Here is a 26,538-nt window from a genome sequence, read left to right on the forward strand (position 1 = left end):
GGCAGGGCTTTTTCATGCAGGCTGGCAGATGGATCGTTACGCGCGCGTGATCAGGCCGCTTCGGCCTGGGCCGCAGCGGCGTTGCGGCGCTCACTCTCTTCGCGCGACAGCGCGACGGAAGTGCGCACGCCCTTGGAAACAAAGTCCATCAGGCCCGAAACGACACGCTCGTTCGGGTCGATCCCGGCGCAAGACAGCACTTCACGGCCGTCGCGCGAACGCGCCCAGCGAGCGATCTGATCCGGGCCGTTTCCATATTTCTTGTCATCGGAAATGGCATCATCAAGTGCAGCCAGTACGACAGCTGCGAAAAGTTTGCGTGCGCGATTGCCTTGCTCATTATTGAAGGCGGCACCGTCAACGAAATCCTTCATGGTTCGTCCTTGTATTATTGCTCTTGTGCTTTGAGGTTGTCGCCGTTTATGGCTGACTTAATGCGATTCGGATAGAGCAGATATGCATACCTCTTATGCGTAATTTGCATGGCTCATGTGGAGGGCACACGATATACGCCGACTTGCCCCATCGTTCAGCGCGATATATAGGGTTTGGCAGAATTCTATCAACCTTTTGTCAGGATTTTGACACAATGCCCAAGATCAACGGAAACGAGATCCGCCCCGGAAATGTGCTGGAACATAACGGGGGTCTGTGGTCCGCCGTGAAGGTCGATCACGTAAAACCCGGCAAGGGTGGCGCATTTGCACAGGTCGAAATGCGCAACCTGCGCAACGGCTCCAAGCTGAACGAGCGGTTTCGCTCGGCGGACAAGGTCGAGCGCGTGCGCCTTGAGCAAAAAGACCAGCAATTCCTTTACGAACAAGAGGGTATGCTGGTCTTCATGGACAGTGAAACCTACGAGCAGATCGAACTGCCCGCCGAGATTTTGGGCGAGCGCCGCCCCTTTCTGCAGGACGGCATGACCGTGCATATCGAATACCACGAGAACGAGGCGCTGAATGCCACACTGCCGCAGAAGGTGACGTGCACCGTGGTCGAGACCGAGCCGGTGGTAAAGGGTCAGACCGCGGCTAACAGCTTTAAGCCTGCGGTGCTGGATAACGGCGTCAAGGTGATGGTGCCGCCTTTCGTCGGGCAGGATGAGGCGATCATCGTCAACACAGAGACCATGGAATATTCCGAGCGCGCCTGAGCTGCGGTTCTGCCGCCTTCGGCGAGAGTATTTTGGAACAATGAAAGCGCCGCGATGTCCATTATGGGCGCGCGGCGTTTTGCGTTCTAACGCCAGAGCGCGGCGCGAGACGCGAAGAGACCCTGCAATTTCGACAGCAAGCGATTGGCCCGACCGGGATGCGGCACGGCGCCGGTGGAAAGGCGCTCCAGCACCACTTCCGGCGGGCAGGGCAGGCCGAACTTTGGATCGAAGTAGCGCGGGTAATCGATCAGCGCGGCGTGAACGAGGCCCGGAAGGCCGGGCCGTGCCTGCCTGCGGGCCGGAATGGTGCCCAGATCGGTCGTCAGTCCCCAGCCGGCATAAAAGGGCGCGCCGGTCGTGGTCACCGTCAGGCCGCGCATCAGCGCCTCGAAGCCGAGCAAAGAGGTCATGGTCCAGACTTCATCCACCTCGTGCAAAAGGGCGGCGGGATCGGCGCGGGTCAGGACGCGGTCGGCAAGGCGGAGCGCCGCCTCAGGGGGAAGGGCACCGGCGCGCAGGCCCGCCTCGACATCGGGATGCGGCTTGTAGAGCAGTACGGCGTCGGGATTGGCCGTCCGCGCCGCTTGAAGCAGTTGCAGGTTGGTATGTACGGTGCCCGCGCCCGTGCGGATCGAGGCGTCATCCTCGACTTGGCCGGGGATGAGGATACGGCGCCCCTCGGGCAGCCCCTCCAGATCGGGACGTGCGCCGCCGAGATTGTATTTCGTCAGGCCCAGACGGGTGATGCGGTCCATCAGCGCCTCGGCGCGGTGGATCTGATCGGGGCGCATCGATGTGCGGCGGGCGATGAGCTGTTCAAGATCGCTGGGCCTTGTCGGGTCATAATAAATGCCGCGCGTGTCGAGCACGAGGCTGAGCGGCGGAACAAGCTCGGCCCCCAGCCCGCGTGAACGCAAGAAGCCGTCCTCGACGCGCACCGCGCCGTCGGGTGCGCCCTCGGCCTTGCCTGCCCAGACCATATCGCGCGCATCGCCCGGCTTGCCGGGAAAGGCAATGGCGGCATGGCGGCCAAAGACGGCGCGTAGCGGCGCGCGCTTCCACAGGCGCATGCCGTGGGCGCGCCAGCCGAAGCGGTCGTCGCGCCATTCGCGCGCCGCCGCTTCGAGCGTGCCGATCACCTCTTCCAGAGTGCAGAGCCGGTCCGCGAAGGGATCGTACCATCTGGGATAAAGGATCATCGCGGCCGCAAACAGCTGCGCGCGGCTCAGCTTGCGGGTGCGGCGCGCGAGGGGCAGGGGGCTGCGATCTTCGGTCAGGTCCCAGCCGGCATAGAAAGGACGACCGAATACCTGGGGGCGGTGCCCGGCAAAGATCGCCTCGAAGCCCAGCTGGCTTGAGACGGTGTAGACCGCTGTCGCGCCATCGAGCAGATGCCACGGGCTGACGGGGTCATCCAGCAGCGTGATCCGGTCACTGGTTTCGTCGGGGCCGAAATATCCGGCGCGATGGCCGCCCGCCGTTTCGGGATGGGACTTGATGACGATGCGCGCGCCGGGGTTCTCCTCCTGCGCGTAATAGAGCATCTCGCGGAAGGTATTGGCGTCGGCGGCGCCCACCCGCACGGCCGCATCGCCGCGCGTCTGGTCGATGACCAGAACATAGCCCGGCGCGGGGCTGGGGGCGGCCGGATCGTGAGCGTTGTATTTGCTTAGATGCGCCTCTTGCAGCCGGGCGATGGCGGCGCGGGCGCGGTCCATCAGCGCGGTATCGTCCAGCGGGTGCGTGGCCAGCAAATGTTCAAGGTCCGAGGGCTGGGCAGGGTCGAAATGCGCGCCGTGCGTGTCGATCAAAAGGCCCAGGGGCGGCTCGCCACCGCGCCCCGGATGGACCGAGCGCAGCCAGGCATCCTCGAGCCGGATCAGGCTGGCGCCGGTGCGCTTTGCAACCGCCTCGCCGCGGCGGGCATAGGGGCTGTGGCCCCAGACGGCGATACTGTCCTCGGCGCTCGGCCAACCAAGGCGCATGTCATATCCCGAAAGCTGCATGATCCGGCGCAGGCGGGGTTGGCGCAGAAACCCGCCGTTGAAATAGAAAACCCGCCGGCGCCCCTCGGCTCCGGCGGGATTCGTGCCGCAATCGGGCTTCATTAACTGCCGCCGAAAGCCGAGGATGCGGAATCGACTGTGGCAACGACACCCAACGTGCCGGTAAGCGCCCCGATGACCTTGCTCCACTGGGCGAAGGGCGCTTCGGTCACATAGAGGGTGTCCTGATCGCGGACCGAGAAATCGCGCGCCATGAACATCCCGTTGGGCTTGGTCAGGTCCAGCACGTAAACAAGGCGCTGATCGCCGACCAGATCGTTGCGGCCGAGCACCTGATTGGCGATCTCCGCAGGCTCGTTGCGCAGGATGAAGACGCCCGTGGGGTCTGCTGCCGCCGCCTGCAGGCCGCCGACCGTGGCGATCGCCTCGATCGCGCTCAGGGTTTGCGTCTCGAAGGTCACGCGCGACTGCGCGCCGGTGGCGCCCAACGCCGTGAACGAGCGTGTGTCCTGCTCGACCAGGATACGGTCGCCGCCGCGCAGGGCGATGTCGAATTCCGGATGCTTGTAGAGGTCCTGGAACCACACCTTGCTACGCTCGCCGCCGCGCAGGACGGTGATCTGCGCCACCTCGGCGGGAATGACGATACCGCCCGCCGCCGACAGCATGGCCGAGAGTGTGCGCGTCGGGCGCTCGATGGGATAGACGCCTTGCGCGCCGACCGATCCGACCAGCGACACGGTGGCGCCATCACCTGCGAGGCGGCGCACCTGCACCTGCGGGTCGGGCGTCTGCTCGTCCAGCTTGGAGGTGATGATGCGGCGGATCGCTTCGGGCGTGTTGCCCGCGGCGCGGATGCGGCCCGCATAGGGCACAAAGATGAAACCGCTGCCGTCGACCTGCACCTCTTCGAGGATGGTCTGATTTGTTGCCTCGCCGGCCAGAAGGCCGTCATCGACGTTTTCCCAGATCGTGAGGCCCAGCGTGTCGCCCGGCCGGATCGTGTCAGAACCAAGCTGGCCCGCATTGCGGAAACTGTCGCTGAAGCCGAGGGCAGGCTGCACGGCTGTGGCGCGCGTCACGCGGTCATTGACCGACACGACAAACGCGTCGCCTGATTGCTGCACGGAGCCGGAATAAATCTGGCGCTTGTTGGGGCCAACCTGCGGTAGCACACCACATGATGCGACCACCACGGAGATGGCCAAGGCGGCGATGGACCGCGCCCACCGGCTTGTCTGGATGTTCACTGCACGGTCTCCTCGACCTGAAATTCTGCCTCGGTCTTCTTTATTCGCCGTCTGCGCGGCGCGTATCGCTTTGAACCGTAAACGAACTTGATCTGAAAATAAAGCGTCACGGGCCGCAGCCCTTAAGTCACGACGCGCAACTGTTGCCGCGGTGCCGCGGTCCCGCTGTGCAGAGCATCATAGGGGTCGTCGTCGCTCAGCATCATGTCGACAGCTTGGCGCAAAAGCTGCCGTCGCCCACGCGACGAGTAAAAACCGCCGGCAATCTGGCTGGTTTCCAGCAAATATCGCCGATAGTCGGTATAGGCGCGTCGGTCGGGCCGTTCGGGTCCGGCGAAAAAATCGGCCAGCGGCTTGGTCGAGACGAATTCAGGCTTGGCGTAGACGGCGGCGCCGAATGTCTTGAGCGGAATTCCGCGCCAGAGCACTTGCTGCGCGGCGGTGGAATTCACCGTCACCGCGCTGCGCGCCTCGTCCAGCAGCTGTGCCAGTTTGCCGCCGCGCACGTAATGCACCCGGTCCGCCACGCCATGCGCGCGGGCCAGGCGGCGCAGATCGCGGCGCACGGGCACGCGGCCATCTTCCAGTGGATGCGCCTTGACCACGAGGTGATGATGCTTGGGCGCGCCCTGGGCGAACCCGGTGATGACCGTTTCCAGGAAATCCGCCATCGTATCGAAGGGGGAGTGCATCTGGAAACTGCTGTCATGCTCCAGCTGCAAAAGCGCGAGGTGATAAGGAAACCCGCCATGGCGGATGCGCCATGTGGCGATGCGCCGCTCCAGCGCTTGGAACGGCATTAGGAGCAGGCGTTTGATATAAAGGCCGAATTCCTTGCGCACACTCAGGCTGCGGTGCGGGCGAAACGCTCGGTAGCGCCAGTTCAGAGCCAGCACGCAGAAATGATAGAGCGCCCCGTAGAAAATATGGTGGCGCATGTCGCCCCAACTGGCCGGGGGCAGGGCGCTGTCCATGTCCGACTGCTCCAGATCGGCGCGCATCTGGTCGACGCTCAGCTCCATCAGGCGCGAATGCCCGTTGGCGCCGCCACGCTCATACGTCACCCAGTAGGGTCGCATGTAGCCTTCCTCGAACACGTGAACGCGGATGCCGCGTGACTGCGCCTGGCGCACGGCCTCGGCGTGGATGGGGCGGGTATCGCCATACAGCACGATATCGGTCACGCCTTTGTTCGTCAGGATGCTGTCCAAAGCGGCGCCCCAATCCTCGGGCCGGCCGCGATAGGGCAGGTAGCGCGCCCGATCGCGCCAGAACGCACTGTCGCCCGCGTTGAACCCGACGCGCCACACATCCGCCCCGGCCCGGCCCAGCATGCGCGCCAGTCTGGCAAAGAATGGCCCGTGCGGTCCTTGCAGGAACAAAAAGACGTGGCGGTCGCCGGCGATGGTACTCATGAACCTGTCTTAAACTGAAAAAATTGCCAAAGTCTCACTCTTCGAGCCAGAATAGGAGGCAAAATAGGCGAAAGTAAGACAAATACACAGCTGCTGCCTTGCCCGAACCGCCTCGCCCGGCTACCTGCATCAGCGCACCGGCCAAAGGATCCCACGCATGTTTACCGGCATCATCACCGACCAGGGCACCATCCGCGCGCTTGAGCAGCGCGGCGATTTGCGCGCACGCATCGCTTGCGGCTACGACTTGAGCAGCGTGGCGCTGGGTGCATCCATCGCCTGCGATGGCGTTTGCCTGACGGTGATAGAGACCGGTGATGATTGGTTCGACGTCGAGATCTCGGCCGAGACGGTCTCCAAGACGAACCTTCCGGACTGGGCAGAGGGCCGCACCGTCAATCTCGAGCGGGCGCTCAAGGTCGGGGACGAATTGGGCGGGCATATCGTATCCGGCCACGTGGACGGCATCGCGCGCATCACCAAGATGGAGGATGACGGCGACAGCACGCGTGTGACGCTTGCCGCGCCAGAGGCGCTGGCCAGATTCATCGCGCCGAAGGGATCAGTTGCGCTGAACGGGACGTCGTTGACCGTCAACGAGGTCGATGGCCGCAATTTCGGCATCAATTTCATTCCGCACACCAAAGAAGTGACGACATGGGGCCGCGCTGCGGTGGGCGACGCCGTCAATCTCGAAATTGACACGATGGCCCGCTACGTCGCCCGTCTGCGCGAGTTCGACTAGGCGCCACGGACGCGTGGCGTACTGCCGGTGTTGACCCGCGCAGCGGCACCGATGGCATCCGTGCTTTGACGGCGACGCCCAAGTGATCCTTCAGTCGTTGTCGCTCAGCCCCGCACCGGCCCCGGAAGTGCGGCTTTGCTCGGTGTCGGGCGCATAGGTGCGCGCGGCGAAAGCGGCCAGCCGTTCTGCCGGTCCTTCGGCCAGATCATAGCGCAACTGGCAGTCCGGAAGCGGTAGCGCGGCATTCTCGCCATGCTCTACCCGCGCGTCAGACAGCGCAAGCTCCGGCGTATGCGCCGCACCCCTGACATCGGCCGCAAAGGCGAACTCGCCCCCTTGCCAAATCAGTCGTTCAGCCTGTTCGCCATCCTCTGCAGCCGCCCGCACAAACGGCAAGAGAAGCAGGGGATAGGCGCAGGCGATGATATCGATATCGCGGCTGGGCGCGTCGTTCTGCGCCAGATCACACAAGGCGGCGCCCGCCGAGATGGGGCAGATCACGCCGCCCGAGGCCCTCCAGGTATCCTGGCTGGTATCTGTGGGGCGCATCTGCGCATGGGGCGTGCGGTCATACGCCTCAAGATAATTGGCCAGAACCTCGGGGCCGGGCAGGCCGATTCCGGCCAGCCAGCGCACGGCCTTGCCGGCCTCTTCGGCCATGCCCCAGCTGAAGCCTGATCCGCGGGCGGCCTTGCGCGCAAGGCCTTCGATCTCGCTCAGGGACCAGCTCATGAGGCTGCAAGGGGTGGATAGGTCCAGTCATCGGCATCGCCAGCGGCCAATTCGCCAGGGTACGGGGCGTTCTGGTACATGGTGATGCGCACCCAGCGATCCGAGCGTGGATCGAAATGACAGGCGCCAAAGAAGCTGAGCTTGGCGCGCAGCATGTCGATGGGCAAAAGGCCGGCGCCGATGGTGTTGCCGCGGATCTCGGCATAGGGAAGGCGCGCGGCGATCTGCGCGCGGCGCACAATATGCCGGTGCTCGGGATGCGCCAGAAGGAAGGCTGCGGTCGTTTGCCCGTCGAACCGCGCCAGATCGGCCATCATGCGGGCGGCATCCCGGCCGGGGCAGAGGGGCTGCTCGTAGGGTTCGACCGGCTCGAGGCGGCGCTCGCCCAGGCGCGGCTCCAGCTTGGCCTCCGACACATACCAGACGCGAGCCTGCGCCTCGGGCGCATCCCAGTCGATATCGAGTGCCCAGCCGTAGATGTCCTGAACGATGGCCGACAGCCGCTCGCAGGTCATGCTGCCCTGGATGCGCCAGTGGCGATCCTCGTCGCAGGCCATCTGCTCGGCCAGATCGTCCACCAGATCGCCATAAGGCTCCAGCATCAGGGATACGAGCTGTTCCTGACCCTCGAGTGTGAGCGCGCCTTCGGCCCAGCGCCAAAGCGCGTCCCACGGGTGTGCGCCGCCCAGATCAATGGCCTTCAGATGCGCAGTCAACTTGTCCAGATCACTGCGCAAGTCGGCCAGTTTCGCGATCTGCGCGGGATGCTCGCTGTGCCATGCCTGGGCATGGAGGACGGCGCGATCCACCATCTGAAGGAAGGTTTCGGCGTGCTGCGGCGCGGCCTTGGACAGCGCGCGGACCCGCGCCAGGGCCGTCTCGCGCGAGGCAATCCAGCTGTGCAGAAGGGCGGGGTGATTGAGCAGATAAGGCGCCATACCGAGGCCGGTGGAATTGCCGATGCCAAAGCGGCGGCGCAAGGCCGGCTCCATCGGGACGGCGGTGGCGGGCGCCTTTTGGCGGGCCATGTCCTCGACCAGATCCGCCACAAAAGTCCGAGTAAGGTATACCGACAGCATCTCGATCTGGTAGGGCGCCTGAAATTCGGGCCGGCCAGAGGTGGCGGCCCGGTCTGCCGCGCCGAACTTGCCCGAGCCATAGACGGCCGTGGTGCGCATCAGATAGCCAACATCGTCGATCATGGCCGGATCAGGCTGGCGGCCAGCGGCCAAAGCCTCCACCACGTGATCCCAGAGGCGCACCGAGCGGTTGGCGCGGCTCAGAGACAGCTCGCTTTCGGAAATGCGCCCGGCCTCCTGCAAGGGGACATTCGCGCGCAGGCGGGTGATGTCGGCCTCGGTCGGGATGCCGTCGAAAAGGGTGAAGGTCGCGTCCCATTCGGTCGCGATCACGCGATCGGATCGTTTGGCCGGGTCGAGATCGTTGGCAAACGCGACAAGGCTGTAGCTGTTTTGCGGGCCGTGCGCGGTATAGACCGCCGTGCCCGTGCCGCGCGCGTCGATATCGAACATGCGTCGTTCGATCCGCCAATTTTCCGATTTGAGGCGGCGCAGAAGAATGCGCATGAAAGACAGACGACTTTGGTGAAAGGAGCCCAATCGTTCCAGCCGCATGACCTGGCCTGGTTGGCGCAAGGTGGCGGTGGCAGCTGTCATATCGATCTGCATCTGTGGATCCTCCTTTCAAATAAATAGGGCGGCCCGTTCGGGCCGCCCAGTGTTTTCATATCAATCCGTACCACGACCCTTTGCGAGGGTGATGCGGAAGGCGTCCCAGAGGGATGGCAGCAGGATCAGCGAGACGGGAACCGCGGTGACCACGATGAAGCTTTGCAGCTTGCCGATGCCGCCCGAGCCGGTCCAGATCAGGATGAGGGCCATGATGCCCATCGTGACACCCCAAAAGACGCGCACGCCGGTCGAGCTGCGGTCCTCGTCCGACATCGCGACCGAGATCACGTACGTCATCGAGTCGCCCGTCGTGGCGACGAAGATCGTCGTCAGGATCAGGAAGAGAACCGACACGAGGAAGCCCAGAGGCATCTGCTGCGTGATTGCCAGAAGAGCGGCGGGCAGGTTGAAGCCACCTTCGCTTTCAAATGGGCCAGAGACCGCGCCGGGATTGCTGAGCTCGAACGCGATGCCCGAGCCGCCGACGATCGAGAACCAGAAAGTGGTCACGATGGGGGCGACGATCGACAGCATGATGATGATCGAGCGGATCGACCGGCCGCGGCTGACGCGGGCGATGAACATTGCCATCAGCGGACCATAGCCCATGAACCAGCCCCAGAAGAACACGGTCCACCAGCCCAGCCAGCCCGGCTCGCCGAAGACTTCTGCCTCGCCGCGATAGAGCGCCATGCCGAAGAAGTCGGTGATGTAGGTGCTGAAACCCTCCGCAAAGCTGGAGAAGATAAAGGTCGTCGGACCGGCGATCAGCATGTAGGCCAGAAGGACGCCGGCAAGGATCACGTTGATCCGGCTGAGGATCTGAATGCCTTTTGACAGACCCGTGATCGCCGAGATCGTGTAGATCGTGACGAGGCCGCCGATGACGATGGCTTGGGTTGTGAAGGTGTCGGGAATGCCGAAGAGGGCGTTCAGGCCATAGCTGACCTGCAATCCGAGAAAGCCGACCGGGCCGACAGTGCCGGCGACAACGGCGATAATGCACGCCGCGTCCGCAATCCAGCCGATGGGGCCGTTGATGGCTGCATCACCGAACACCGGATAGAGCAACGTGCGGGGCGCCATCGGCAGGCCCTTCTCGTAGTGGTAATGCATCAGCATGATGCTGCTGAGCGCGCCCAGAATGGCCCATGCAAGGAAACCCCAATGCATGAAGCTTTGCGCCATTGCGGGGCCGACCGCGTCGGCTGTTCCGGATTCGGCGCCGAAATAGGGCGGCGAGGACAGGAAATGCGCCATCGGCTCGCCCGCGGCCCAAAAAACGCCGCCGCCTGCCAGGAGGGTACACATGATCATCGCGCCCCACTGGAACGCGGGAAATTCAGGCACGCTCACGTTGCCCATGATTGCGCGCCCGCCGGGCATCACGACCAGAACGAGGCCGATCAGAAATGTCGCCAGCAACAAGACCTGCCAGTAGAGGCCAAAATACTTGGCCGAAAAAGCAAAGGTCGTATCGACGATACTCGACAGCAATTCGAGGTCGACCAGCGCGACAATGCAGAAGAGGGCGATGAACCCCCCGGTGATCGCAAATAGCGGTTTGTTGATATGCGCGCGGGGTTTGCCCGACGCCGTTGAGTCGCTCATGTTACACCCTCCCTGAGTGTGTGGATCTTTTGTGCCGGGTGATCCCCCGGCAATTCTTAATTGCCCGCGGATTCGGCTGTGAAACCGCGGGGGATGAAGTTTTCTTCAAAGAAACGCAACCAGTTGCCGCCCATTAGGCCGGCAATCTCGGCCTGGTCGAAGCCGATGTCACGCAGACCGGCCTCGAAATTCGGAAAATCCCTGTTATCCTTGAACCAGTCCGGCTGAGGCGGGAAGCCGGGCGCCGCGGCGCTGCCTTCGCCGTAGTCGATCTCTTTGGTCCAGCGTCCCACGCGCATCCATTCGACGACGCTGTCGGGCTGATCCTGGCAAAGATCGGTGCCGATACCAAAATGCTCGGCCCCGAACTGCTCTGCCGCGCGCGCGATCATCTCGCAGAAATCGCGCAATGTGCAGTCGGACTTGCCCTTCAGGTGATGCGGATAGGCCGAAAAGCCCATCATGCCGCCGTTTTGCGTGACCGCGCGGATCACGTCATCGCGCTTGTTGCGCAGGGCGGGCTGCCATGAATGCAGGTTGGCGTGGGTGATGGTAATGGGCCGCTGGCTGAGATCGGCGGCCTCGATGGTCGAGCGGTCGGCCGAATGGCTCATGTCGACGACGAGGCCCACGCGGTTCATCTCCTTGATGACTTCGCGGCCCATGCGTGTGATGCCGGGATCCTCGGCCTCGTAGCAGCCTGTCGCAAGCAGCGACTGGTTGTTGTAGCTGAGCTGCATGAAGCGCGCGCCCAGATCGTGCAGCACCTCGACAAGGCCGATATCGTCCTCGATGGGGCTGGGATTCTGGAAGCCGAAGAAGATGGCCGTGCGTCCGGACTCGCGCGCTGCGCGCACATCGCCCGCCCACCGGCCCTTCATGATCAGATCCGGGAATTGCTCGAACCAGCGGTTCCAGCGTTCGATATTCAGAACCGTCTCGCGGAAATTTTCGTGGTAGGCGATGGTGACATGCACCGCATCGAGCCCGCCTGCGCGCATTTCGCGGAAGATCTTCTCCGACCAGTTGGCGTATTGCAGGCAATCGATGCGGGGGGCGAAAGAGGTCATGCCGCCGCTCCGGTCGAGAGGCCGGATTTGAGTATTTTTGCCAAGATGAAACCGCGGCGGGTCATGTCGGTGTGCCGCTGGAGATGTAGGCCGTTTTGACGATCGTGTAGAACTCGCGCGCGGTCTGGCCTTGCTCGCGCGGGCCGTAGGAGCTGTCGCCGCGCCCGCCGAAGGGGACGTGATAGTCTGTTCCGGCCGTGGGCAGGTTGACCGTGACGACGCCGGTGCGCGCGTTGCGGCGGAAATGCGTGGCGCGGGCGAGCGAGCGCGTGACGATGCCGGAGGTGAGGCCGAAATTCGTGTCGTTGACCACTGCGAGGCCGTCCTCATAGCTTGATACCTTGATGACGCAAGCCAGCGGGGCGAACATTTCCTCACGGTTGATGCTCATGTCATTGGTCGTGCCGGTGAAGACGCCGGGAGACATGAAGTAGCCTTCAGTGCCCAGGTCGAGGCGCTCACCGCCGCAGGCGAGGGTCGCGCCCTCGTTCTTGCCTTTTTCGACCCAGGCGAGGTTTTCTTTCAACTGATCTTCGCTGACGACGGGGCCGATCTGGGTGCCTTCGCCGAGGGCGGGGCCGACCTTCATCGCCTTTGCGCCTGCGACCAGCTTTTCCACGAAGGCGTCATGCACGGCGTCCATCACCACGAGGCGCGAGGAGGCTGTGCATTTCTGGCCGGTGCCGCCGAAAGCGCCCCCAAGCGCGAGCGTGACGGCCAGGTCGATATCGGCGTCGTCGCAGACGAGCAGCGCGTTTTTCGAGCCCATCTCCATCTGTACACGTGTGAAATTCTGCACCGCAGCGGCGGCAATGCCGCGACCGACCGGGACCGAGCCGGTGAAGGAAATGGCGTCAACTTTGGGGCTTTCGACAAGGCGCTGGCCTACATCGCGGCCCGCGCCCATCACGAGGTTGAAGAGCCCCTTGGGAATGTCCTGCCGCGAGATGATTTCGGTCAGCGCATGGGCGGAGGCGGGGGTCACATTGGCGGGCTTCCAGATCACCGCGTTGCCATAGGCGAGTGCCGGGGCGATCTTCCAGCTGGCAGTGGCGGTCGGGAAATTCCAGGGGCTGATGATGGCGACAGTGCCCACAGGCTCGCGGCGCACGTCGATCTCGACGCCGGGGCGGACGCTGTCTGCGGTCTCGCCCAGCTGGCGCAAGATCTCGGCGGCATAGTAGGTAAAGAATTGACCGGCGCGATAGACCTCGCCCTTGCCTTCGGCGAAGGGTTTGCCTTCTTCGCGGCTGAGAAGCGTGCCCAGCTCTTCGGCGCGGGCCATCATCTCGGTGCCGATGGCGTTCAGCACGGCCTGCTTGCGCTCGAGCCCGTAGGCGGCCCATTCCGCCTGCGCCGATTTTGCCGCGTCGAGCGCATGGTCCAGCTGCTCGGCGCTGGCTTGCGCATAGGTGCCGATGACGTCCGAGAGATCGGAAGGGTTGATATTGTCGATCTGGCCGGGGCCAGTGACCCATTCGCCTGCGATGTAGTTCTTGCGAATCTCGGTCATGGTGGAACTCCCAGCTTGCGTGCGGCGCGGCAGCGCGCCCAATCAGGGACAAAGTGTTGAAGGGTTCGCTGATTCAGGGCAATCGCAAAATAGTGAATATTAATTCAGAATATCTGAATTTGAAGCCTTGGGGCTTCAATCTGCCGGGCTGATACGCGCGGAACGAATGGCCTCGGCCAAGGCCTCGGCAGCGGGCGTCATGTCGGCGGCGGAGGGCAGGACCATGAAGACCTCGCGGCGGACCGCGCTGCCTGCCAGCGGCAAAAATGCGAGGTCGCGGAATTCGGGCGGCAGGGCCAGTTCCGGCAGGATGGTAACGCCGGCGCCCGCGCGTACCATGCTGAGGATAGACGCGGTATTGCGCACCATCAGGCGCGAGGCTTCGAGGATGGGTTGGAAATCTGCATCATGGATCTGGGTGCAGAGCCCGTTGGCGATGAACTCCGTGCTCGCCAGGTCCGCCCAGCTCAGGCTGTCCCAGCGCGCCGTCAAGGGATGCCCGGCGGGGCAGATCACGCCGAACGCATCGGAGAAGAGCAGCTCGCGGCGAAAGCCGGGCAGCGGCGGCAGTGTGGCGATGCCGATATCGGCGCGCCCCTCGATCAGATCGCGCTGGACCGTGCCGCTATCGGTGTCGCGCAGATCAATGCGCAGGCCGGGACGCGCGGCAATGAAATCACGCAGGATATTCGGCATGACCGAACCTGCGACCGAGGGTGTGCAAGAGAGGCGCACATTGCCCGCCTGCGCGCGCGACAGCGCCTCGATCGCCTCGATCGTGTGGGCGTAATGGGTCAGCTCGCGAGCGGCCTCGATGCGGATCAGCGCGCCCAATGGGGTCAGGCGGGACTTGCGGGCGCTCTCGAAGAGAGGCGCGCCCACATGGTCCTCGAACTGGCGCAGCATCATCGAGATGGCCGACGGCGTGCGCCCCAGCACCTCGGCCGCGCCCGTCAGGCTGCCATGGTCGGCAACGGCCTGAAAGCAGCGGAGCATTTCGATCTTGATCGCCATTGGGACGCCTTTGCGGGACTGGCCGATCGGGCCGTTGCCGTGCAGCCTACCCCAGCCACCGCGCGGCGTCACGCGGGCGCGCACGTGATTGACATTCCGGGCGCGCATGGTGCATTTGAACCCGACCAAGAGATGCCAAAGACTGGCCGAAGTCCTGCCGAGGAGATGCCCATGCCTGCCCGTATCTATCGCCCCGCCCGCACCGCCATGTCGTCCGGCACTGCCAAGACACATCATTGGGTGCTGGAGCATGTGGCGGGTGAGCCGCGCGAGGTCGATCCGCTGATGGGCTGGACCTCGTCCAATGACACACAGGCCCAGGTGCGTCTCTCCTTTCCGACCAAGGAGGCCGCTCTGGAATACGCGCAGGAGCATGGCATCGACGTGATTGTGCAGGACCCGCAGGTGCGCAAGCCGAATATCCGCCCCGGCGGCTATGGCGAGAACTTCGCGACCAACCGCAAGGGCGTCTGGACGCATTGACGCGGCAGGGCGCGGCCCGCACGCCGCTGTCCCTGTGACACATCTTTGAACGACAGGCAGTCCGGAAACCGGCCTCAATACTGGTCCGCCCAGAAATGGAACGAGGCCTGCCATGACGCACACAACCACTTCTTACCGACGCGATGCGCGGTCTTTGCTTGCTCTTGGCCTGCCTCTGATCGGCAGCCACCTGGCGCAGATGGCGATCCATCTGACCGATTCCGTCATGCTGGGCTGGTACGGTGTCGAGGCGCTGGCGGCGCAGGTTCTGGCGCATACGTTTTTCTTTATCTTCTTCATCATGGGGTCCGGCTTTGCCTTTGCGGTGATGCCCATGGTCGCCACCGCCGTCGCCGAAGGGGACGAGCGGCAGGTCAGGCGCGTCACCCGAATGGGGGCTTGGGCCTCGCTGGGGTTTGCCGCGCTGGTGTTGCCTTTCATGCTCGGGTCCGAAGCGATTTTCCTCAAGCTGGATCAGAACCCGCAGACCTCGGCGCTGGCGGGCGAGTATCTGGCGATTGCGGGCGCGTCGATCATTCCGGCGCTGATGGTGATGGTGCTGAAATCCTATCTTGCCGCGCTAGAGCGCACGCAGGTGGTGCTGTGGCTGACGCTGGCGGGGGTCGCGCTCAATGCGTTGATCAATTACGCGCTGATTTTCGGCAATCTGGGCATGCCCGAGATGGGCGTGCGCGGGGCCGCCATCGCATCGCTGGGCGTGACGAGTGCGACGCTGATCGCGCTAGGCGTCTATGTGGCATGGGCAACGCCCGAACATGCCATTTTCGTGCGGGTCTGGCGCCCCGACTGGGAGGCCCTGCGTGAGGTCTTTCGCCTAGGCTGGCCGATCGGCATCACCAATCTGGCCGAGACGGGTCTTTTCGCCGCCTCCTCGGTGATGATGGGCTGGCTGGGAACGGTGGCCCTGGCGGCGCACGGTATCGCGCTTCAACTGGTCTCCGTCGCTTTCATGATCCATCTGGGCCTGTCGAATGCCGCGACAGTCCGCGCAGGACAAGCGTATGGGCGGCGCGACAAGGGGGCGCTGCGTTCGGGCGCAGTGGTGGCCGTGGGGCTGTCCGGGGCCTTCGCGCTGCTGACGGTTCTGGCCTTCATCGGCATGCCAGAGGTCCTCATGGCAGGCTTTCTCGGACCCGAGGATCCGGACCGTGCGGCGGTGATGGCCATGGGCACGGGCCTTTTGGTTGCGGCGGCGCTCTTTCAGTTGGCCGATGCGGGACAGGTCATGGCGCTGGGCCTTTTGCGCGCGGTGCGCGACACGCGGGCGCCCATGGTCATCGCCGCGGTCAGCTATTGGGGGATCGGCATCCCGGCCAGCTATGTGCTGGGTTTTCCCATGGGGCTGGGCGGGGTCGGCGTCTGGGTGGGGCTTGTGATCGGACTTGCCGCAGCATCGATGTTGCTTGGCATCCGGTTCTGGCGATGGACCGGCCGCTGGCTGGTGTGACGCTACTCCTCGGCCAGCAGGCGGTCGGCCTTCTTGCGCACAAGAACGCTACGCAAATCGTGCATCGCCAGCAGCAGATCGTCCGTCACTGCCTCCAGTTGGTCATCCGTTGCCTTCGACTGCGCCCATTGCGCGGTGGTGTTCAGATAGTCGACAGCGCGGTGGATATCGTCGATATCGCGGTATTCCAGCAGCTCAAGTCTCTCGGCCATCCAGTCGCGAATGACGGTTATATCTTCTTCCGTCAGTTCGCGCTCGCCATGGGGCTTGATCTCGCCCTTGCGAATGTTGACGACCGCGATCTGATCAAGCTCGATCCGGCGTTGCCGGTTCTCGGTATCGACGCGGAACACGAAGGCGCCGTTTTCGCGCACCCGGAAATAGTAATCAGGCAGCTCTCCGGACATGTTCCGCGCCCTCCCGTCGTCTAGCTTAGGCTCTTGCAGAAGTCCTGGATGCGCGTGCAGGCCTCTTTCAGCGCCTCGTCAGAGGTAGCGTAGCTGACGCGGAAGTAAGGCGACAGGCCAAATGCCGCGCCAAAGACGACTGCAACGCCCTTGTCCTCCAGAAGTTCAGTGGCAAACACCTCGTCATCGGTGATCTTGGTGCCGCTGGGCGCTGTCTTGCCGATGCAGCCTTTGATCGACGGATAGACGTAGAACGCGCCCTCGGGCATCGGGCACTCGATGCCCTCCGCCTCGTTCAGCATCGAGACGACAAGATCGCGGCGGCGCTGGAAGATCTCGTTATGCTTGGGGATGAAATCCTGCGTGCCGTTCAGCGCCTCGACCGCGGCCCATTGACTGATCGAGCAGGGGTTCGACGTGCTCTGGCTCTGGATCTTGCCCATGGCCTTGATGATCTGCTCGGGGCCGGCCGCATAGCCGATGCGCCAGCCGGTCATGGCGTAGGCCTTGCTCACGCCATTGCAGGTGAGGGTGCGGTCATAAAGCTTGGGCTCGACCTGCGCAGGGGTGCAGAACTTATAATCGCCAAAGACCAGATGCTCGTACATGTCGTCGGTCATGATCAGAACCTGCGGATGGCGCAGCAGCACATCGGTCAGTGCCTTCAGCTCGTCCCAGGTATAGCCGGCACCGGTGGGGTTCGAGGGCGAGTTGAAAATGAACCATTTGGTCTTGTCGGTGATCGCCGCGTCCAACTGGTCCGCCGTGATCTTATAGCCCGTGTCCATGCCCGCCTCGACAAAGACAGGCTCGCCGCCCGCCAAGAGCACCATGTCGGGATAGCTGACCCAGTAGGGCGCGGGGATGACCACCTCGTCGCCAGGATTCAGCGTGGCCATGAGCGCGTTATAGAGGATCTGCTTGCCGCCCGTGCCGACGCTGATCTGGCTCGGTGCGTAGTCCAGCCCGTTGTCGCGCTTGAACTTGGCGCAGATCGCCTTTTTCAGCTCGGGGATACCATCGGGCGCGGTGTAGCGTGTCTTGCCCTCGTCGATGGCGCGCTTGCCGGCCTCGCGGATATTTTCGGGCGTGTCGAAATCCGGCTCGCCTGCGCCGAGGCCGATCACGTCGCGCCCGGCCTCCTTCAGCTCGCGCGCCTTGGTGCTGACGGCGATCGTGGGCGAGGGTTTAACGCGCGACAATGTCGCGGACAGGGTGATCATGTCGGTCTCCGGATTTGAAAGTTGCGCGTCGCTGTTCTAGGTTGCGCAGGAACGCGGATCAAGCGTCATGACGGTATATCCAGGGAGAGAGCACAGATGAACGACGATAGCGCCGAAAAATGGTTCGACCCGGACGCGACGACTTTCGGCGATCGTCTGGCAGGCGCGCGTGAAATGGCGGGCATGACGCAAGCGCAGCTGGCCAAACGCCTGGGCGTCAAGAAAAAGACGTTGGAGGAATGGGAAAACGATGTGCGTGGCCCACGGGCGATGCGCCTGTCGATGCTTGCCGGTCTGCTCAACGTGTCGCTATTGTGGCTTCTGACCGGCGAGGGCGACGGCCCCGGCGAGCCGGGCGAGGCGACGTCCTATGTGCGTGGCGGCGAGCAGCTCTTGGACGAGATCCGCGCTATTTCGGCGCAGATGACCCTGAATGCCGAACGGCTGGTGCGGGTCGAGGGCGAGTTGAAGGCGCTGCTGAAAGCCAGTGATGCTTGAGGGGCAGGGCACGCGGCCCGTTGATGAGCCGCGCGATATCCGTCTGCGGCGACTGACCATGCGCTCGATGCGGCGTGGCATCCGCGAGATGGACATCCTGCTCATGCGCTTCGCGCGCGCGCGCCTCGATGCGCTCTCGGACGCCGAGCTGGATGTCTATGATGCGCTCTTGGAGGAGAATGATCAGGACCTTTATCAATGGGTCAGCGGCCAGGTTGCGCCGCCCGCGCAATATGGGGCCTTGATCGAAGACATTGCCTCGGTGCCCGATACCGCGTGATCAGCGCGTTCGGTCCAGTCGCGCGAAATAGTTCGCATTTTACCTGAAAAAGCGTTTTGCGGACGCAGTTTAACCGATTATTCGGCAATTTGGTCCAGTTTCTCTCCTCGAGCAGGTTATGCACGGAGAGAGAAATGAGCATGCACAAACACATGGGGCCCATTGCCCATGACCAGGGCTTCATGGCCGGATACCTCGACGCGTTGTCGCTCGTCGAACGGTTGCACCGGCTGCTGCTGGACGTGATCAAGGATGAGTTCGAGCGCGTCGGCGTTCTGGACATCAACGCGGTGCAGGCACTGCTGCTGTTCAACATCGGCGATCACGAGGTGACGGCGGGCGAACTCAAGTCGCGCGGTTACTATCAGGGCAGCAATGTCAGCTACAATCTCAAGAAACTGGTCGAGATGGAGTATATGCACCATCAGCGCTGCGAGATCGACCGCCGGTCCGTCCGGGTGCGCCTGACGGCGAAAGGGCGCGAGATCCGCGACGTTGTCACCGATCTTTTTGGACGGCATGCCGAGGGTCTGCAGTCGAACGGTGTGCTTGGTGCCGACGGGATCGACCAGATCGCCGCGTCCTTGCGGCGGGTCGAGCGCTATTGGACCGATCAGATCCGCTATATCTACTGAACGGGCGGGGCCAGCGACAGAGCCGCCGGGCGCAACTCTCGCAAGAGCTTGCGGGTCATGGCGGCTTTAAAATCATCGAAGTCGCGGGCCGTCTCGGCAAAGGCGCCCGGGCCTCGCAACACGTGGGTGCGGTAATGCTCCAGCAGGGTCTTGGTGTAGGTCAGATCCTTGGTCACGTTGTCGCGGCTACCCGGATTGATCACCAGCGCGTTGACGGTGATGCGGCTTTGCGGGTCCGTCAGCGCATCTTGCGGCGCCGGGCCGGCATTGGACGGCCCGTCGCCCGAAATATCCAGCGTGTGCTGCCAGCATTCCGGCCGCTCTCGCAACAGCGCGGCGCCATAGCGCATCGCGGCGCCAAGGGCCGTGTAGGGATCGCGGAAACGCGCCTCATACGCAACAAGGCTTTCGGTGACGCGTGTCACATCCTCACGGCTTTTCAGATCGGTCCAGCCGATCAGCAGGTTTTGTTGGTCCTCGGCGCCCCATTGATAGACCGCGAGGCTGACATGCGCGCCCGGCATCGCGAACATCGCCGCCTGTACCTCACTGGCCATCAACGCATCAGCCACACCGCCCAGCTGCAATCGATACTCGACGTCGTCCACAGACCCCGACACGTCTAGCCCAAGCGCCAAGGCAAGGCGGCACGCCGCATTCGCAGGTGCGGCGGCAAGGCAAATGGCAAGGGCGAGCCCTGCCAGGCCCGTGACCCTAGCCATGCGGCGATAAGCGCGGCGCATCCGCATATCCGAGCATCATGTCATTGATCTCGCGGAAAAGTTTGCGCGTCATCGCTGCGCGGAATCCTTCGAACCCCGCCGACAATTCGACGAAGGCGCCGGGGCCGCGGATCACTTCGCGGCGGTAGAATGCCTCGACCTCGGCATCATCGCCCAAAATCACAAGGCCGTTCACTTGCACATCCCGAAGCGGAAAGTGCCGATAAGCCTCGGCGGGGCCGTAGCCGTAATTGTTGATGCCGTCGCCGGACATATCAATCACGCGGCGATCACATGCCGGCCCGCGCTTTAACAGCGAGGCGGCATAGCCAAGCGCCTGTCCGACAGATGTTGGATACCCCTCGAAACTGCGGCTGATATTGCCGAGCGCCAGAACCGCGCGGTCAATGTCCGCATGGCTTTGCAACAGCGTCCAGTCCAGATGCAAATCCTGCTGGAACCGCCCGGACCATTCAAACACCGCCAGGGCCACCGATCCGTTCTGGCCGCGCAGGATTGCATCTCGCACATCAGGAGCATCCAGCGCCGCAGCAAGGCCGAGGCGCTGCAAGTCGTATTCTTCGGCATCGACCGACGCCGAGACGTCGAGCGCCAGAACCAGAGCAAGCCGGCACTGAGCCTGAGCGGTCAGGGGAGCGCCCCAAAGAAGCGCCGCCATTAAAAGGGCCGCGCGCCCTACCAATGGCCGGTGTTTTCCATGCTGGCCCAGGGCTCTGCCGGCTCCAGCGCGTCACCGGCCTGCAAAAGCTCGACCGAGATATTGTCGGGGCTGCGCACGAAGGCCATATGCCCGTCGCGCGGCGGGCGGTTGATGGTCACGCCATTGTCCATGAGGTGCTGGCACATGTCGTAGATATTGTCGACGCGGTAGGCCAGATGACCGAAATGGCGACTGTCATCGGGTAGCTTGTCGTCGCCATCCCAGTTGTAGGTCAGCTCGACCGGGCATTCCTCCTGCCCCTCGGGTGCCATGAAAACAAGGGTGAAACGGCCGCCTTCATTCTCCATCCGGCGCGTCTCGCTGAGGCCCAGCAGCTGGAAAAAGGCCATCGTCTTGTCCAGATCCTTCACCCGGACCATCGTGTGCAAATAGCGTGTCGTCATCGTGGTCTCCTCGATTGTCTTGGCCTTAGCTTAGAAGGAAACGCCGCGCAGTCTAGGGCGCTGCACTTTGCTGGCCTTTTGCGGTTGGGTCCGGCTAGATATGCATCAGACCGATTCACGCCCGCCAGTTTAGGCCTCCACGCGCCGCGAAGGACCATGCCCATGCCCCTCACCCCCGAGCAGACAGCCGAAATCGAGGCGCAGCGCGCCGAGCCGCAGACGACGCTTCGCGCCACCGCGCACGGGATGGAGGCGCGTCTTTATACCGCCTACCCGGTGCTGGATCACGGCTTTGTCCGGGTGATCGATTATATGGGCGACGATGCCGCGATCACGCAGGCAGCGCGGGTCAGCTATGGCAAGGGGACGAAATCGGTGCAGAACGACGAGGGGCTGATCCGCTATCTCATGCGGCACTGGCACTCGACCCCGTTCGAGATGTGCGAGATCAAGCTGCACGTGAAATTGCCCGTCTTCGTCGCGCGCCAGTGGATCCGCCACCGCACCGCCAACGTCAATGAATACTCGGCCCGCTATTCGATCCTTGACCGCGAATTCTATATCCCCGCGCCCGAGCATCTAAATGCCCAATCGGTCATCAACAATCAGGGCCGCGGCGATGTTCTGGAGGGCGAGGAGGCGCAGCGCGTGCTGCGCTATCTGCGCGATGACGCGATGCGCGCCTATGACCATTACGAAGAGATGATCTCGGACGAGGGGCAGCAGGGCCTTGCGCGCGAGCTGGCGCGCATGAATCTGCCCGCCAATATCTATACGCAATGGTATTGGAAGGTGGACCTGCACAACCTGCTGCACTTCCTGCGCCTGCGCGCCGACAGCCACGCCCAGTACGAGATCCGCGTCTATGCCGAGGAGATCTGCAAGATCGTCGCCGACTGGGTGCCCTTCGCCTACCGCGCCTTCGAGGATTATCGCATGGGCGGCGCGCAAATGTCCGCAACCGCTCTGGACTGCGTCCGCCGGATGCTGAAGGGCGAGACGGTGACGCAGGAGAATTCCGGCATGAGCAAGGGCGAATGGCGGGAGTTCGAGGGGATCATCGGGCAAAGCGCCTGACCGACATGCGCAATACGTCCGAGTTGCCTTGTGCTGTGGGCAAAAAACTTGGTTTGTCAGGGTCTTATGACACACGCTAATCGACATATCTTGAAAGCGCTCCGTGTCTTCTTGGGCGAGGACAATCTGGTCGTCATTAGAAATGAAGGCGGCCTGGCAAGTCAGATCGCGTTCTGGGCGCTGGGGCATGAGTTCACCCAATTAGGGTTCAACGTCAAATTCGATAACTCGTGGTTCAAGTCACACGGGCTGGATATAAACGGCCGTTTCGCACGGAATTTGGACTTTCCAAAAGCGTTTCCGGACCTTGAGCTTCCCGAGGCATCCCGCCTTCAAAGCTTTGTTTTGCGAAAGCTCAACAATGTGCGCGAGGGAAATTTGGACGATATCGCCACACCAGTGTATCTTGGCGGTTTTTACGACGGCGGGTCCTATGACCGCTGGAACCTGGTTCAGAAATACCAAAGCTACCTATTCGAAAAATTCGCGCCGGGTGAGGAGTATTTCACAGAGCGCGACATCGAGATTCTGGAGAAAATAGAACGGGACGAAAATGCCTGTGGCGTGCACGTTCGGCGAGGAGATCTTGCCAACGATCACCGGGACTACGGAAAGTCCGTGGGCCAGGAATATTTCCTGCAAGCCGTTGAAAAGATGAGGTCCCTGAACGAAAACACCTGCTTTTATTTCTTCTCGGATGAGCCGGACTGGATCAAGGCGAACATCGCCAATCGCTTGGGGCCCGACGTCCCTCATGTCGTCGTCGATGACAATGGCTCGGATCGGGGGTTCATGGACTTGTATCTCATGTCCCGGTGCCGATCATTTATCAGCTCTCAAGGTGCATTTGCGAAATATGCTCGGATCTTGGGTGATCCTACTCGGCTCATTATCGAGCCAAGCTCTCGTGCGCTGTTTGACGAGAAGGATAAGAATGTGATCGTGTTGCCGGTCTAGGTTGCAGGGTTTCGCAGCCTATTATCCTGGCTGGCGGGCCTGAGATCGAATTGGAATACGCAGCTCATTGGGTATTGGTGGGCGTGATACTGGGCGGCTAATGTAAACTGCAACCGATTTGGGCAGCCATAACCCGGCCAAAATCGCGCCCGTCAGCTAGGCTGCATATTCCGATCAGCCGATCATAGGATGTCTGTGAGTTGTGACGGCAGGTCACCGTCCGCCCCTGCACGAGATCGCGGGCGCGTCGTGTGGCCTTGTCTCCGAGCATGGTTCCGGCCTCTGGGCAGTCGAGATTGGCAATGCGCACAGGTGTTGAGCCGACAATAAATGTGTCGCCGTCGCGCACGTAACTGACCCGTCCGGTGATCGCCCCAGGCAAGGATCCAGCAAAACTGGGAGGCGCGTTGTTCCACGCGTTTCCGCCGATGAGGCTGCGCGGTTTGGCTGCGTTAGGCGCGTTTGTCTTGGTGCCATGATCCTGAAGCCCGGTCCCTGTGACCACGGCCACGGCGAACACCATCGACAGCAGCAAGGACTGCCGCGCTCCAAAGACGCGCCCTTTGCTCCACGGTTTCGGGCGAAACATATCAAGCACGCTTCGGCGGTGTTTACTCGCTGGCACCCGCCGCGCGGCTGGCTTGAATGAAACGATCTTGGTCATTGTCGCAGAGTGGCCCGCAAATCTGACCGAATTTTGGCTGCAGCGCGGCCTGTTTCGCAGATTTCAGGTCCGTTCCAGCCACCCGCCCACAACATCCACAAACGCCCGCGGCTCTTCCGCGTGAAGCCAATGTCCCGCGCCTTTCAGCGTCATGAAGCGGGCGTTCGGGAAGCGCGGTTTGATCACCTCGCGGTGCTCGGGCAGCACATAGTCCGATGTCTCGCCCGACAGGAACAAAGTCGGAGCGCCGAATTCTCCCGGCACCTCCGGAAAGCTCATGATCTTTGGCATCTCGGCGGCGAGGACATCCAAGTTCAAACGCCAGCGGCGCTGGGCGACGTCCAGCGATTGCAGGAAGAACGGCACCAGCGTTGGGTTGTCCACCGCTGCTTCCAATAGCGGTGCGGCATTGCTGCGGCGCTCGACCCCCGACAGATCCACCGATTTCATCGCCTCGATATATGGCAGCTGGCTGTGGCTGTACGTGACGGGCGCGATATCCGCGACGATCAGCCGATTGACCAATTCGGCCCGCGTCAAGGCCAGCGTCATCGCCGCCTTGCCGCCCATGGAATGGCCCAGAAGGTCCACCGGCCCGCCGATCGCCTCGATCACGTCGGCCAGATCGGAGGCCATGTCGGGGTAGCTATGCGTCTCGAACCATGCGCTTTCCCCGTGGTTGCGCATATCCACGGCCACAACGCGGCGCGCCTCGCCCAGACGCTTGGCGATGACGCCCCAGTTGCGCGCCGAACCGTAGAGGCCATGCGCAATCAGAAGGGTAGGGGCGTCCGTGGTGCTGCCGTGTTCTATCATGTTCAACATGGCATCCGTTTTAGACCCGTCGGGCAAGGCGTGCCAGCCCCCATTGAGCCCCCGCCCGCGCGCCTGTAGGGTCGCGCGCGACAAAAGGAGCCGGGCATGGTCGACCCCAAGACATTCCAAGCCGATATCGATGCGCTTTCGCAAAAGCTGCGCAGCCGCGTCGGTGCGCGGGGCCGGAGCCTGGAGGCGCAACTGCGCCGCGCGGGCCGGGCCTTGCCCAAGGCTGCCCGGCAGGGCGGCAGCCGTCTGGTCAAACTGGAAAAGATGATGGCCCATCCGCGCCTGCGCAGGCTGGTGCGCGCGGAGGACGTGGCCGCGGCATTGGGCGCGGTCAGCGCGCCGCTGGATCAGATCGACGTCAAGGAACGGCGCAAGGATCGCGCGCTGCGCCTTGCCGGCAGTACGGTGGGCAACCTCCTGATTTTGGGCGCGCTGATCGTGATCTTGCTGCGCTGGCGCGGGCTGGTCTAAGCCGGCAACGCGAAACGGCGCCGCAGTTTCCCGCGGCGCCGCCTTTGTCCAAGTATTAGCCTCAGAGGTTGGGATAAAGCGGGAAGCGTTCGCAGATTTGTGCAACCTCTTTGCGCACCTTCTCCTCGACGGCCTCGTTGCCATCCGCACCATTGGCCGCCAGCCCGTCAACCACCTCGACGATGAGATCGGCGATCTTGCGGAATTCGGCCTCCTTGAAGCCGCGGGTCGTGCCTGCCGGGCTGCCAAGGCGCAGGCCGCTCGTCACGGTCGGCTTTTCCGGATCGAAGGGCACGCCGTTCTTGTTGCAGGTGATATGCGCGCGGCCCAAAGCGGCGTCCGCGACGTTGCCCTTGACGCCCTTGGGGCGCAGATCGACCAGCATGACATGCGTGTCGGTGCCGCCGGTGACGATGTCCAGACCGCCCTTCATCAGCTGGTCGGCCATCGCTTGCGCGTTTTTGATGACTTGCTGAATGTAGCCCTTGAAGGAGGGGTCCAGCGCCTCGCCGAAGGCAACGGCCTTGCCCGCGATCACGTGCATCAGCGGGCCGCCCTGGATACCAGGGAAGATGGCTGAGTTGAACTTCTTGGCCAGTGCCTCGTCATCGGTCAGGATCATGCCGCCGCGCGGGCCGCGCAGCGTTTTGTGCGTGGTTGTGGTCGCCACATGCGCGTGCGGGAAGGGCGAGGGATATTCGCCCGCCGCGATGAGACCCGCAAAATGCGCGACATCGGCCAACACCCAGGCGCCGACCGTGTCGGCGATCTCGCGGATGCGGGCGAAATCGAGGTGGCGGGGGATGGCGCTGCCGCCCGCGATGATCATCTTGGGCTTATGCTCTTTGGCGAGCGCTTCCATCTGGTCGTAATCGACGTTCAGCGTATCGCGGCGCACGCCGTACTGGATGGCGTTGAACCACTTGCCCGACTGGTTGGGTGCCGCGCCATGCGTCAGGTGACCGCCCGCATCGAGGCTCATGCCAAGGATCGTGTCGCCCGGCTGCAAAAGCGCGGTGAAAACGCCCTGGTTTGCCTGGCTGCCCGAATTGGGCTGCACGTTGGCGAAACCGCAGTTGAAGAGTTTGCAGGCCCGCTCGATCGCGAGGTTCTCGGCCACGTCGACATGCTGGCAGCCGCCATAATAGCGCCGTCCCGGATAGCCCTCGGCGTATTTGTTGGTCATGACGGACCCTTGGGCCTCCATCACCGCAGCCGAGACGATGTTCTCGGACGCGATCAGCTCGATCTCGCTGCGCTGGCGGCCCAGTTCGTTCGTGATCGAGGCGTAAAGCTCGGGGTCGCGGTCTGAAAGGGACTGTGTGAAGAAACCGGAATCGGACATGACGGGGAGGCTCCCTTGATTTGAAAGGCATTGGCGAATGGCGTAGCGGAACTGAGGCATCATTGTAAGCTGCGAATGCGACAATTCCATGCGGCAGTGCGGCAGTGCTGGCGGCGCAGGGCGATCTGTGCTGTCATGCCGCACGCGGATCAAAT

At 63.0% G+C, this 26,538-nt stretch carries 28 protein-coding genes; 10 read left to right on the forward strand and 18 right to left on the reverse strand.

The window, feature by feature from the left end; all coding sequences use genetic code 11:
• Positions 1 to 50 precede the first annotated feature (50 nt).
• Positions 51 to 374: a DUF6280 family protein gene (locus tag BW975_RS05730; protein WP_076531761.1), complete on the reverse strand. Its 324-nt coding sequence runs from the start codon at positions 372 to 374 to the stop codon at positions 51 to 53.
• A 215-nt stretch (positions 375 to 589) separates the two neighbouring features.
• Between BW975_RS05730 and efp the strand changes: the two genes are divergently transcribed.
• Entirely contained in the window at positions 590 to 1,153 is a 564-nt protein-coding gene (gene efp, locus BW975_RS05735; RefSeq protein WP_076531763.1) for an elongation factor P, read from the forward strand.
• Between the two features lie 86 nt (positions 1,154 to 1,239).
• Here the strand turns inward: efp and BW975_RS05740 are convergent, their stop codons facing one another.
• The 3 genes from BW975_RS05740 to BW975_RS05750 all read right to left on the reverse strand — a co-directional run bounded on the left by BW975_RS05740 (position 1,240) and on the right by BW975_RS05750 (position 5,827).
• Positions 1,240 to 3,264 carry a capsular polysaccharide biosynthesis protein gene (locus tag BW975_RS05740; RefSeq protein WP_076531765.1) on the reverse strand — a complete coding sequence of 675 codons (2,025 nt, stop codon included), beginning with the start codon at positions 3,262 to 3,264 and terminating at the stop codon, positions 1,240 to 1,242.
• Positions 3,264 to 4,412 carry a polysaccharide biosynthesis/export family protein gene (locus tag BW975_RS05745; RefSeq protein WP_076531767.1) on the reverse strand — a complete coding sequence of 383 codons (1,149 nt, stop codon included), beginning with the start codon at positions 4,410 to 4,412 and terminating at the stop codon, positions 3,264 to 3,266. Before BW975_RS05745 ends, BW975_RS05740 begins: the two co-directional genes overlap by 1 nt.
• A gap of 122 nt (positions 4,413 to 4,534) precedes the next feature.
• Positions 4,535 to 5,827, reverse strand: coding sequence for a capsule biosynthesis protein (locus BW975_RS05750; RefSeq protein WP_076531770.1), 1,293 nt, complete (start codon positions 5,825 to 5,827; stop codon positions 4,535 to 4,537).
• A 157-nt stretch (positions 5,828 to 5,984) separates the two neighbouring features.
• On the opposite strand from BW975_RS05750, the gene BW975_RS05755 reads away from it, so the two are divergent.
• Positions 5,985 to 6,572: a riboflavin synthase gene (locus BW975_RS05755; protein ID WP_076531772.1), complete on the forward strand. Its 588-nt coding sequence runs from the start codon at positions 5,985 to 5,987 to the stop codon at positions 6,570 to 6,572.
• 90 nt (positions 6,573 to 6,662) lie between these two features.
• On the opposite strand, the gene BW975_RS05760 is transcribed toward BW975_RS05755, so the two are convergent.
• The 6 genes from BW975_RS05760 to BW975_RS05785 form a co-directional block, all read right to left on the reverse strand.
• Complete coding sequence (locus BW975_RS05760; protein ID WP_076531774.1) at positions 6,663 to 7,304, reverse strand: DUF3726 domain-containing protein; 642 nt, start codon at positions 7,302 to 7,304, stop codon at positions 6,663 to 6,665.
• Positions 7,301 to 8,992, reverse strand: coding sequence for a hypothetical protein (locus tag BW975_RS05765; protein ID WP_076531776.1), 1,692 nt, complete (start codon positions 8,990 to 8,992; stop codon positions 7,301 to 7,303). The genes BW975_RS05760 and BW975_RS05765 overlap by 4 nt, the downstream gene beginning before the upstream one ends.
• Positions 8,993 to 9,052: 60 nt before the next feature.
• Positions 9,053 to 10,606 carry a BCCT family transporter gene (locus tag BW975_RS05770; protein WP_076531778.1) on the reverse strand — a complete coding sequence of 518 codons (1,554 nt, stop codon included), beginning with the start codon at positions 10,604 to 10,606 and terminating at the stop codon, positions 9,053 to 9,055.
• Positions 10,607 to 10,662: 56 nt separating this feature from the next.
• Positions 10,663 to 11,676, reverse strand: coding sequence for a membrane dipeptidase (locus BW975_RS05775; RefSeq protein WP_076531780.1), 1,014 nt, complete (start codon positions 11,674 to 11,676; stop codon positions 10,663 to 10,665).
• 61 nt (positions 11,677 to 11,737) lie between these two features.
• Positions 11,738 to 13,189: an aldehyde dehydrogenase family protein gene (locus BW975_RS05780; protein WP_076531782.1), complete on the reverse strand. Its 1,452-nt coding sequence runs from the start codon at positions 13,187 to 13,189 to the stop codon at positions 11,738 to 11,740.
• A 135-nt stretch (positions 13,190 to 13,324) separates the two neighbouring features.
• Positions 13,325 to 14,203 carry a LysR family transcriptional regulator gene (locus BW975_RS05785; protein ID WP_076533435.1) on the reverse strand — a complete coding sequence of 293 codons (879 nt, stop codon included), beginning with the start codon at positions 14,201 to 14,203 and terminating at the stop codon, positions 13,325 to 13,327.
• A gap of 171 nt (positions 14,204 to 14,374) precedes the next feature.
• Between BW975_RS05785 and BW975_RS05790 the strand changes: the two genes are divergently transcribed.
• Positions 14,375 to 14,686, forward strand: coding sequence for an ETC complex I subunit (locus tag BW975_RS05790; RefSeq protein ID WP_076531784.1), 312 nt, complete (start codon positions 14,375 to 14,377; stop codon positions 14,684 to 14,686).
• 112 nt (positions 14,687 to 14,798) lie between these two features.
• A complete protein-coding gene (locus tag BW975_RS05795) occupies positions 14,799 to 16,154 on the forward strand; it encodes an MATE family efflux transporter (RefSeq protein ID WP_076531786.1) in 1,356 nt (451 codons plus the stop codon).
• Between the two features lie 2 nt (positions 16,155 to 16,156).
• Here the strand turns inward: BW975_RS05795 and BW975_RS05800 are convergent, their stop codons facing one another.
• Positions 16,157 to 16,561: a hypothetical protein gene (locus tag BW975_RS05800; RefSeq protein ID WP_076531787.1), complete on the reverse strand. Its 405-nt coding sequence runs from the start codon at positions 16,559 to 16,561 to the stop codon at positions 16,157 to 16,159.
• 20 nt (positions 16,562 to 16,581) lie between these two features.
• A complete protein-coding gene (locus tag BW975_RS05805) occupies positions 16,582 to 17,784 on the reverse strand; it encodes a pyridoxal phosphate-dependent aminotransferase (RefSeq protein WP_076531789.1) in 1,203 nt (400 codons plus the stop codon).
• Positions 17,785 to 17,880: 96 nt separating this feature from the next.
• On the opposite strand from BW975_RS05805, the gene BW975_RS05810 reads away from it, so the two are divergent.
• The 3 genes from BW975_RS05810 (at position 17,881) to BW975_RS05820 (ending at position 19,197) form a co-directional block, all read left to right on the forward strand.
• Positions 17,881 to 18,282 (forward strand): helix-turn-helix domain-containing protein, encoded by a 402-nt coding sequence (locus BW975_RS05810; protein WP_076531790.1) that lies wholly within the window; start codon positions 17,881 to 17,883, stop codon positions 18,280 to 18,282.
• Positions 18,275 to 18,562: a succinate dehydrogenase assembly factor 2 gene (locus tag BW975_RS05815; RefSeq protein WP_076531792.1), complete on the forward strand. Its 288-nt coding sequence runs from the start codon at positions 18,275 to 18,277 to the stop codon at positions 18,560 to 18,562. Before BW975_RS05810 ends, BW975_RS05815 begins: the two co-directional genes overlap by 8 nt.
• Before the next feature lie 134 nt (positions 18,563 to 18,696).
• Positions 18,697 to 19,197 carry a MarR family winged helix-turn-helix transcriptional regulator gene (locus BW975_RS05820; RefSeq protein ID WP_076531793.1) on the forward strand — a complete coding sequence of 167 codons (501 nt, stop codon included), beginning with the start codon at positions 18,697 to 18,699 and terminating at the stop codon, positions 19,195 to 19,197.
• On the opposite strand, the gene BW975_RS05825 is transcribed toward BW975_RS05820, so the two are convergent.
• Genes BW975_RS05825 through BW975_RS05835 form a run of 3 tightly spaced genes read right to left on the reverse strand, consistent with a single transcriptional unit; the run spans position 19,191 to position 21,044 of the window.
• Positions 19,191 to 19,940: a DUF1194 domain-containing protein gene (locus tag BW975_RS05825; protein ID WP_244512507.1), complete on the reverse strand. Its 750-nt coding sequence runs from the start codon at positions 19,938 to 19,940 to the stop codon at positions 19,191 to 19,193. The genes BW975_RS05820 and BW975_RS05825 overlap by 7 nt on opposite strands.
• Positions 19,912 to 20,598 carry a DUF1194 domain-containing protein gene (locus BW975_RS05830; protein ID WP_076531795.1) on the reverse strand — a complete coding sequence of 229 codons (687 nt, stop codon included), beginning with the start codon at positions 20,596 to 20,598 and terminating at the stop codon, positions 19,912 to 19,914. Before BW975_RS05830 ends, BW975_RS05825 begins: the two co-directional genes overlap by 29 nt.
• Positions 20,599 to 20,615: 17 nt before the next feature.
• Positions 20,616 to 21,044 carry a VOC family protein gene (locus BW975_RS05835; RefSeq protein WP_076531797.1) on the reverse strand — a complete coding sequence of 143 codons (429 nt, stop codon included), beginning with the start codon at positions 21,042 to 21,044 and terminating at the stop codon, positions 20,616 to 20,618.
• A gap of 162 nt (positions 21,045 to 21,206) precedes the next feature.
• On the opposite strand from BW975_RS05835, the gene thyX reads away from it, so the two are divergent.
• Together thyX and BW975_RS05845 are read left to right on the forward strand one after the other, a co-directional pair.
• A complete protein-coding gene (thyX, locus tag BW975_RS05840) occupies positions 21,207 to 22,121 on the forward strand; it encodes an FAD-dependent thymidylate synthase (protein WP_076531799.1) in 915 nt (304 codons plus the stop codon).
• A gap of 111 nt (positions 22,122 to 22,232) precedes the next feature.
• Complete coding sequence (locus tag BW975_RS05845) at positions 22,233 to 23,078, forward strand: alpha-1,2-fucosyltransferase (protein WP_170846540.1); 846 nt, start codon at positions 22,233 to 22,235, stop codon at positions 23,076 to 23,078.
• Positions 23,079 to 23,175: 97 nt separating this feature from the next.
• Here BW975_RS05845 and BW975_RS17885 read toward each other — a convergent pair whose 3' ends face one another.
• Both BW975_RS17885 and BW975_RS05850 read right to left on the reverse strand, forming a co-directional pair.
• Positions 23,176 to 23,742 carry a thermonuclease family protein gene (locus BW975_RS17885; protein ID WP_139194216.1) on the reverse strand — a complete coding sequence of 189 codons (567 nt, stop codon included), beginning with the start codon at positions 23,740 to 23,742 and terminating at the stop codon, positions 23,176 to 23,178.
• A gap of 63 nt (positions 23,743 to 23,805) precedes the next feature.
• Entirely contained in the window at positions 23,806 to 24,567 is a 762-nt protein-coding gene (locus BW975_RS05850; RefSeq protein WP_076531803.1) for an alpha/beta fold hydrolase, read from the reverse strand.
• Between the two features lie 96 nt (positions 24,568 to 24,663).
• Here BW975_RS05850 and BW975_RS05855 point away from each other — a divergent pair, with 96 nt between their 5' ends.
• Positions 24,664 to 25,038 carry a hypothetical protein gene (locus BW975_RS05855; RefSeq protein WP_076531805.1) on the forward strand — a complete coding sequence of 125 codons (375 nt, stop codon included), beginning with the start codon at positions 24,664 to 24,666 and terminating at the stop codon, positions 25,036 to 25,038.
• 61 nt (positions 25,039 to 25,099) lie between these two features.
• On the opposite strand, the gene glyA is transcribed toward BW975_RS05855, so the two are convergent.
• Entirely contained in the window at positions 25,100 to 26,383 is a 1,284-nt protein-coding gene (gene glyA / locus BW975_RS05860) for a serine hydroxymethyltransferase (protein WP_076531807.1), read from the reverse strand.
• Positions 26,384 to 26,538: the final 155 nt, after the last annotated feature.

The organism is Roseovarius nanhaiticus (assembly GCF_900156535.1).
Lineage (GTDB): Bacteria > Pseudomonadota > Alphaproteobacteria > Rhodobacterales > Rhodobacteraceae > Roseovarius > Roseovarius nanhaiticus.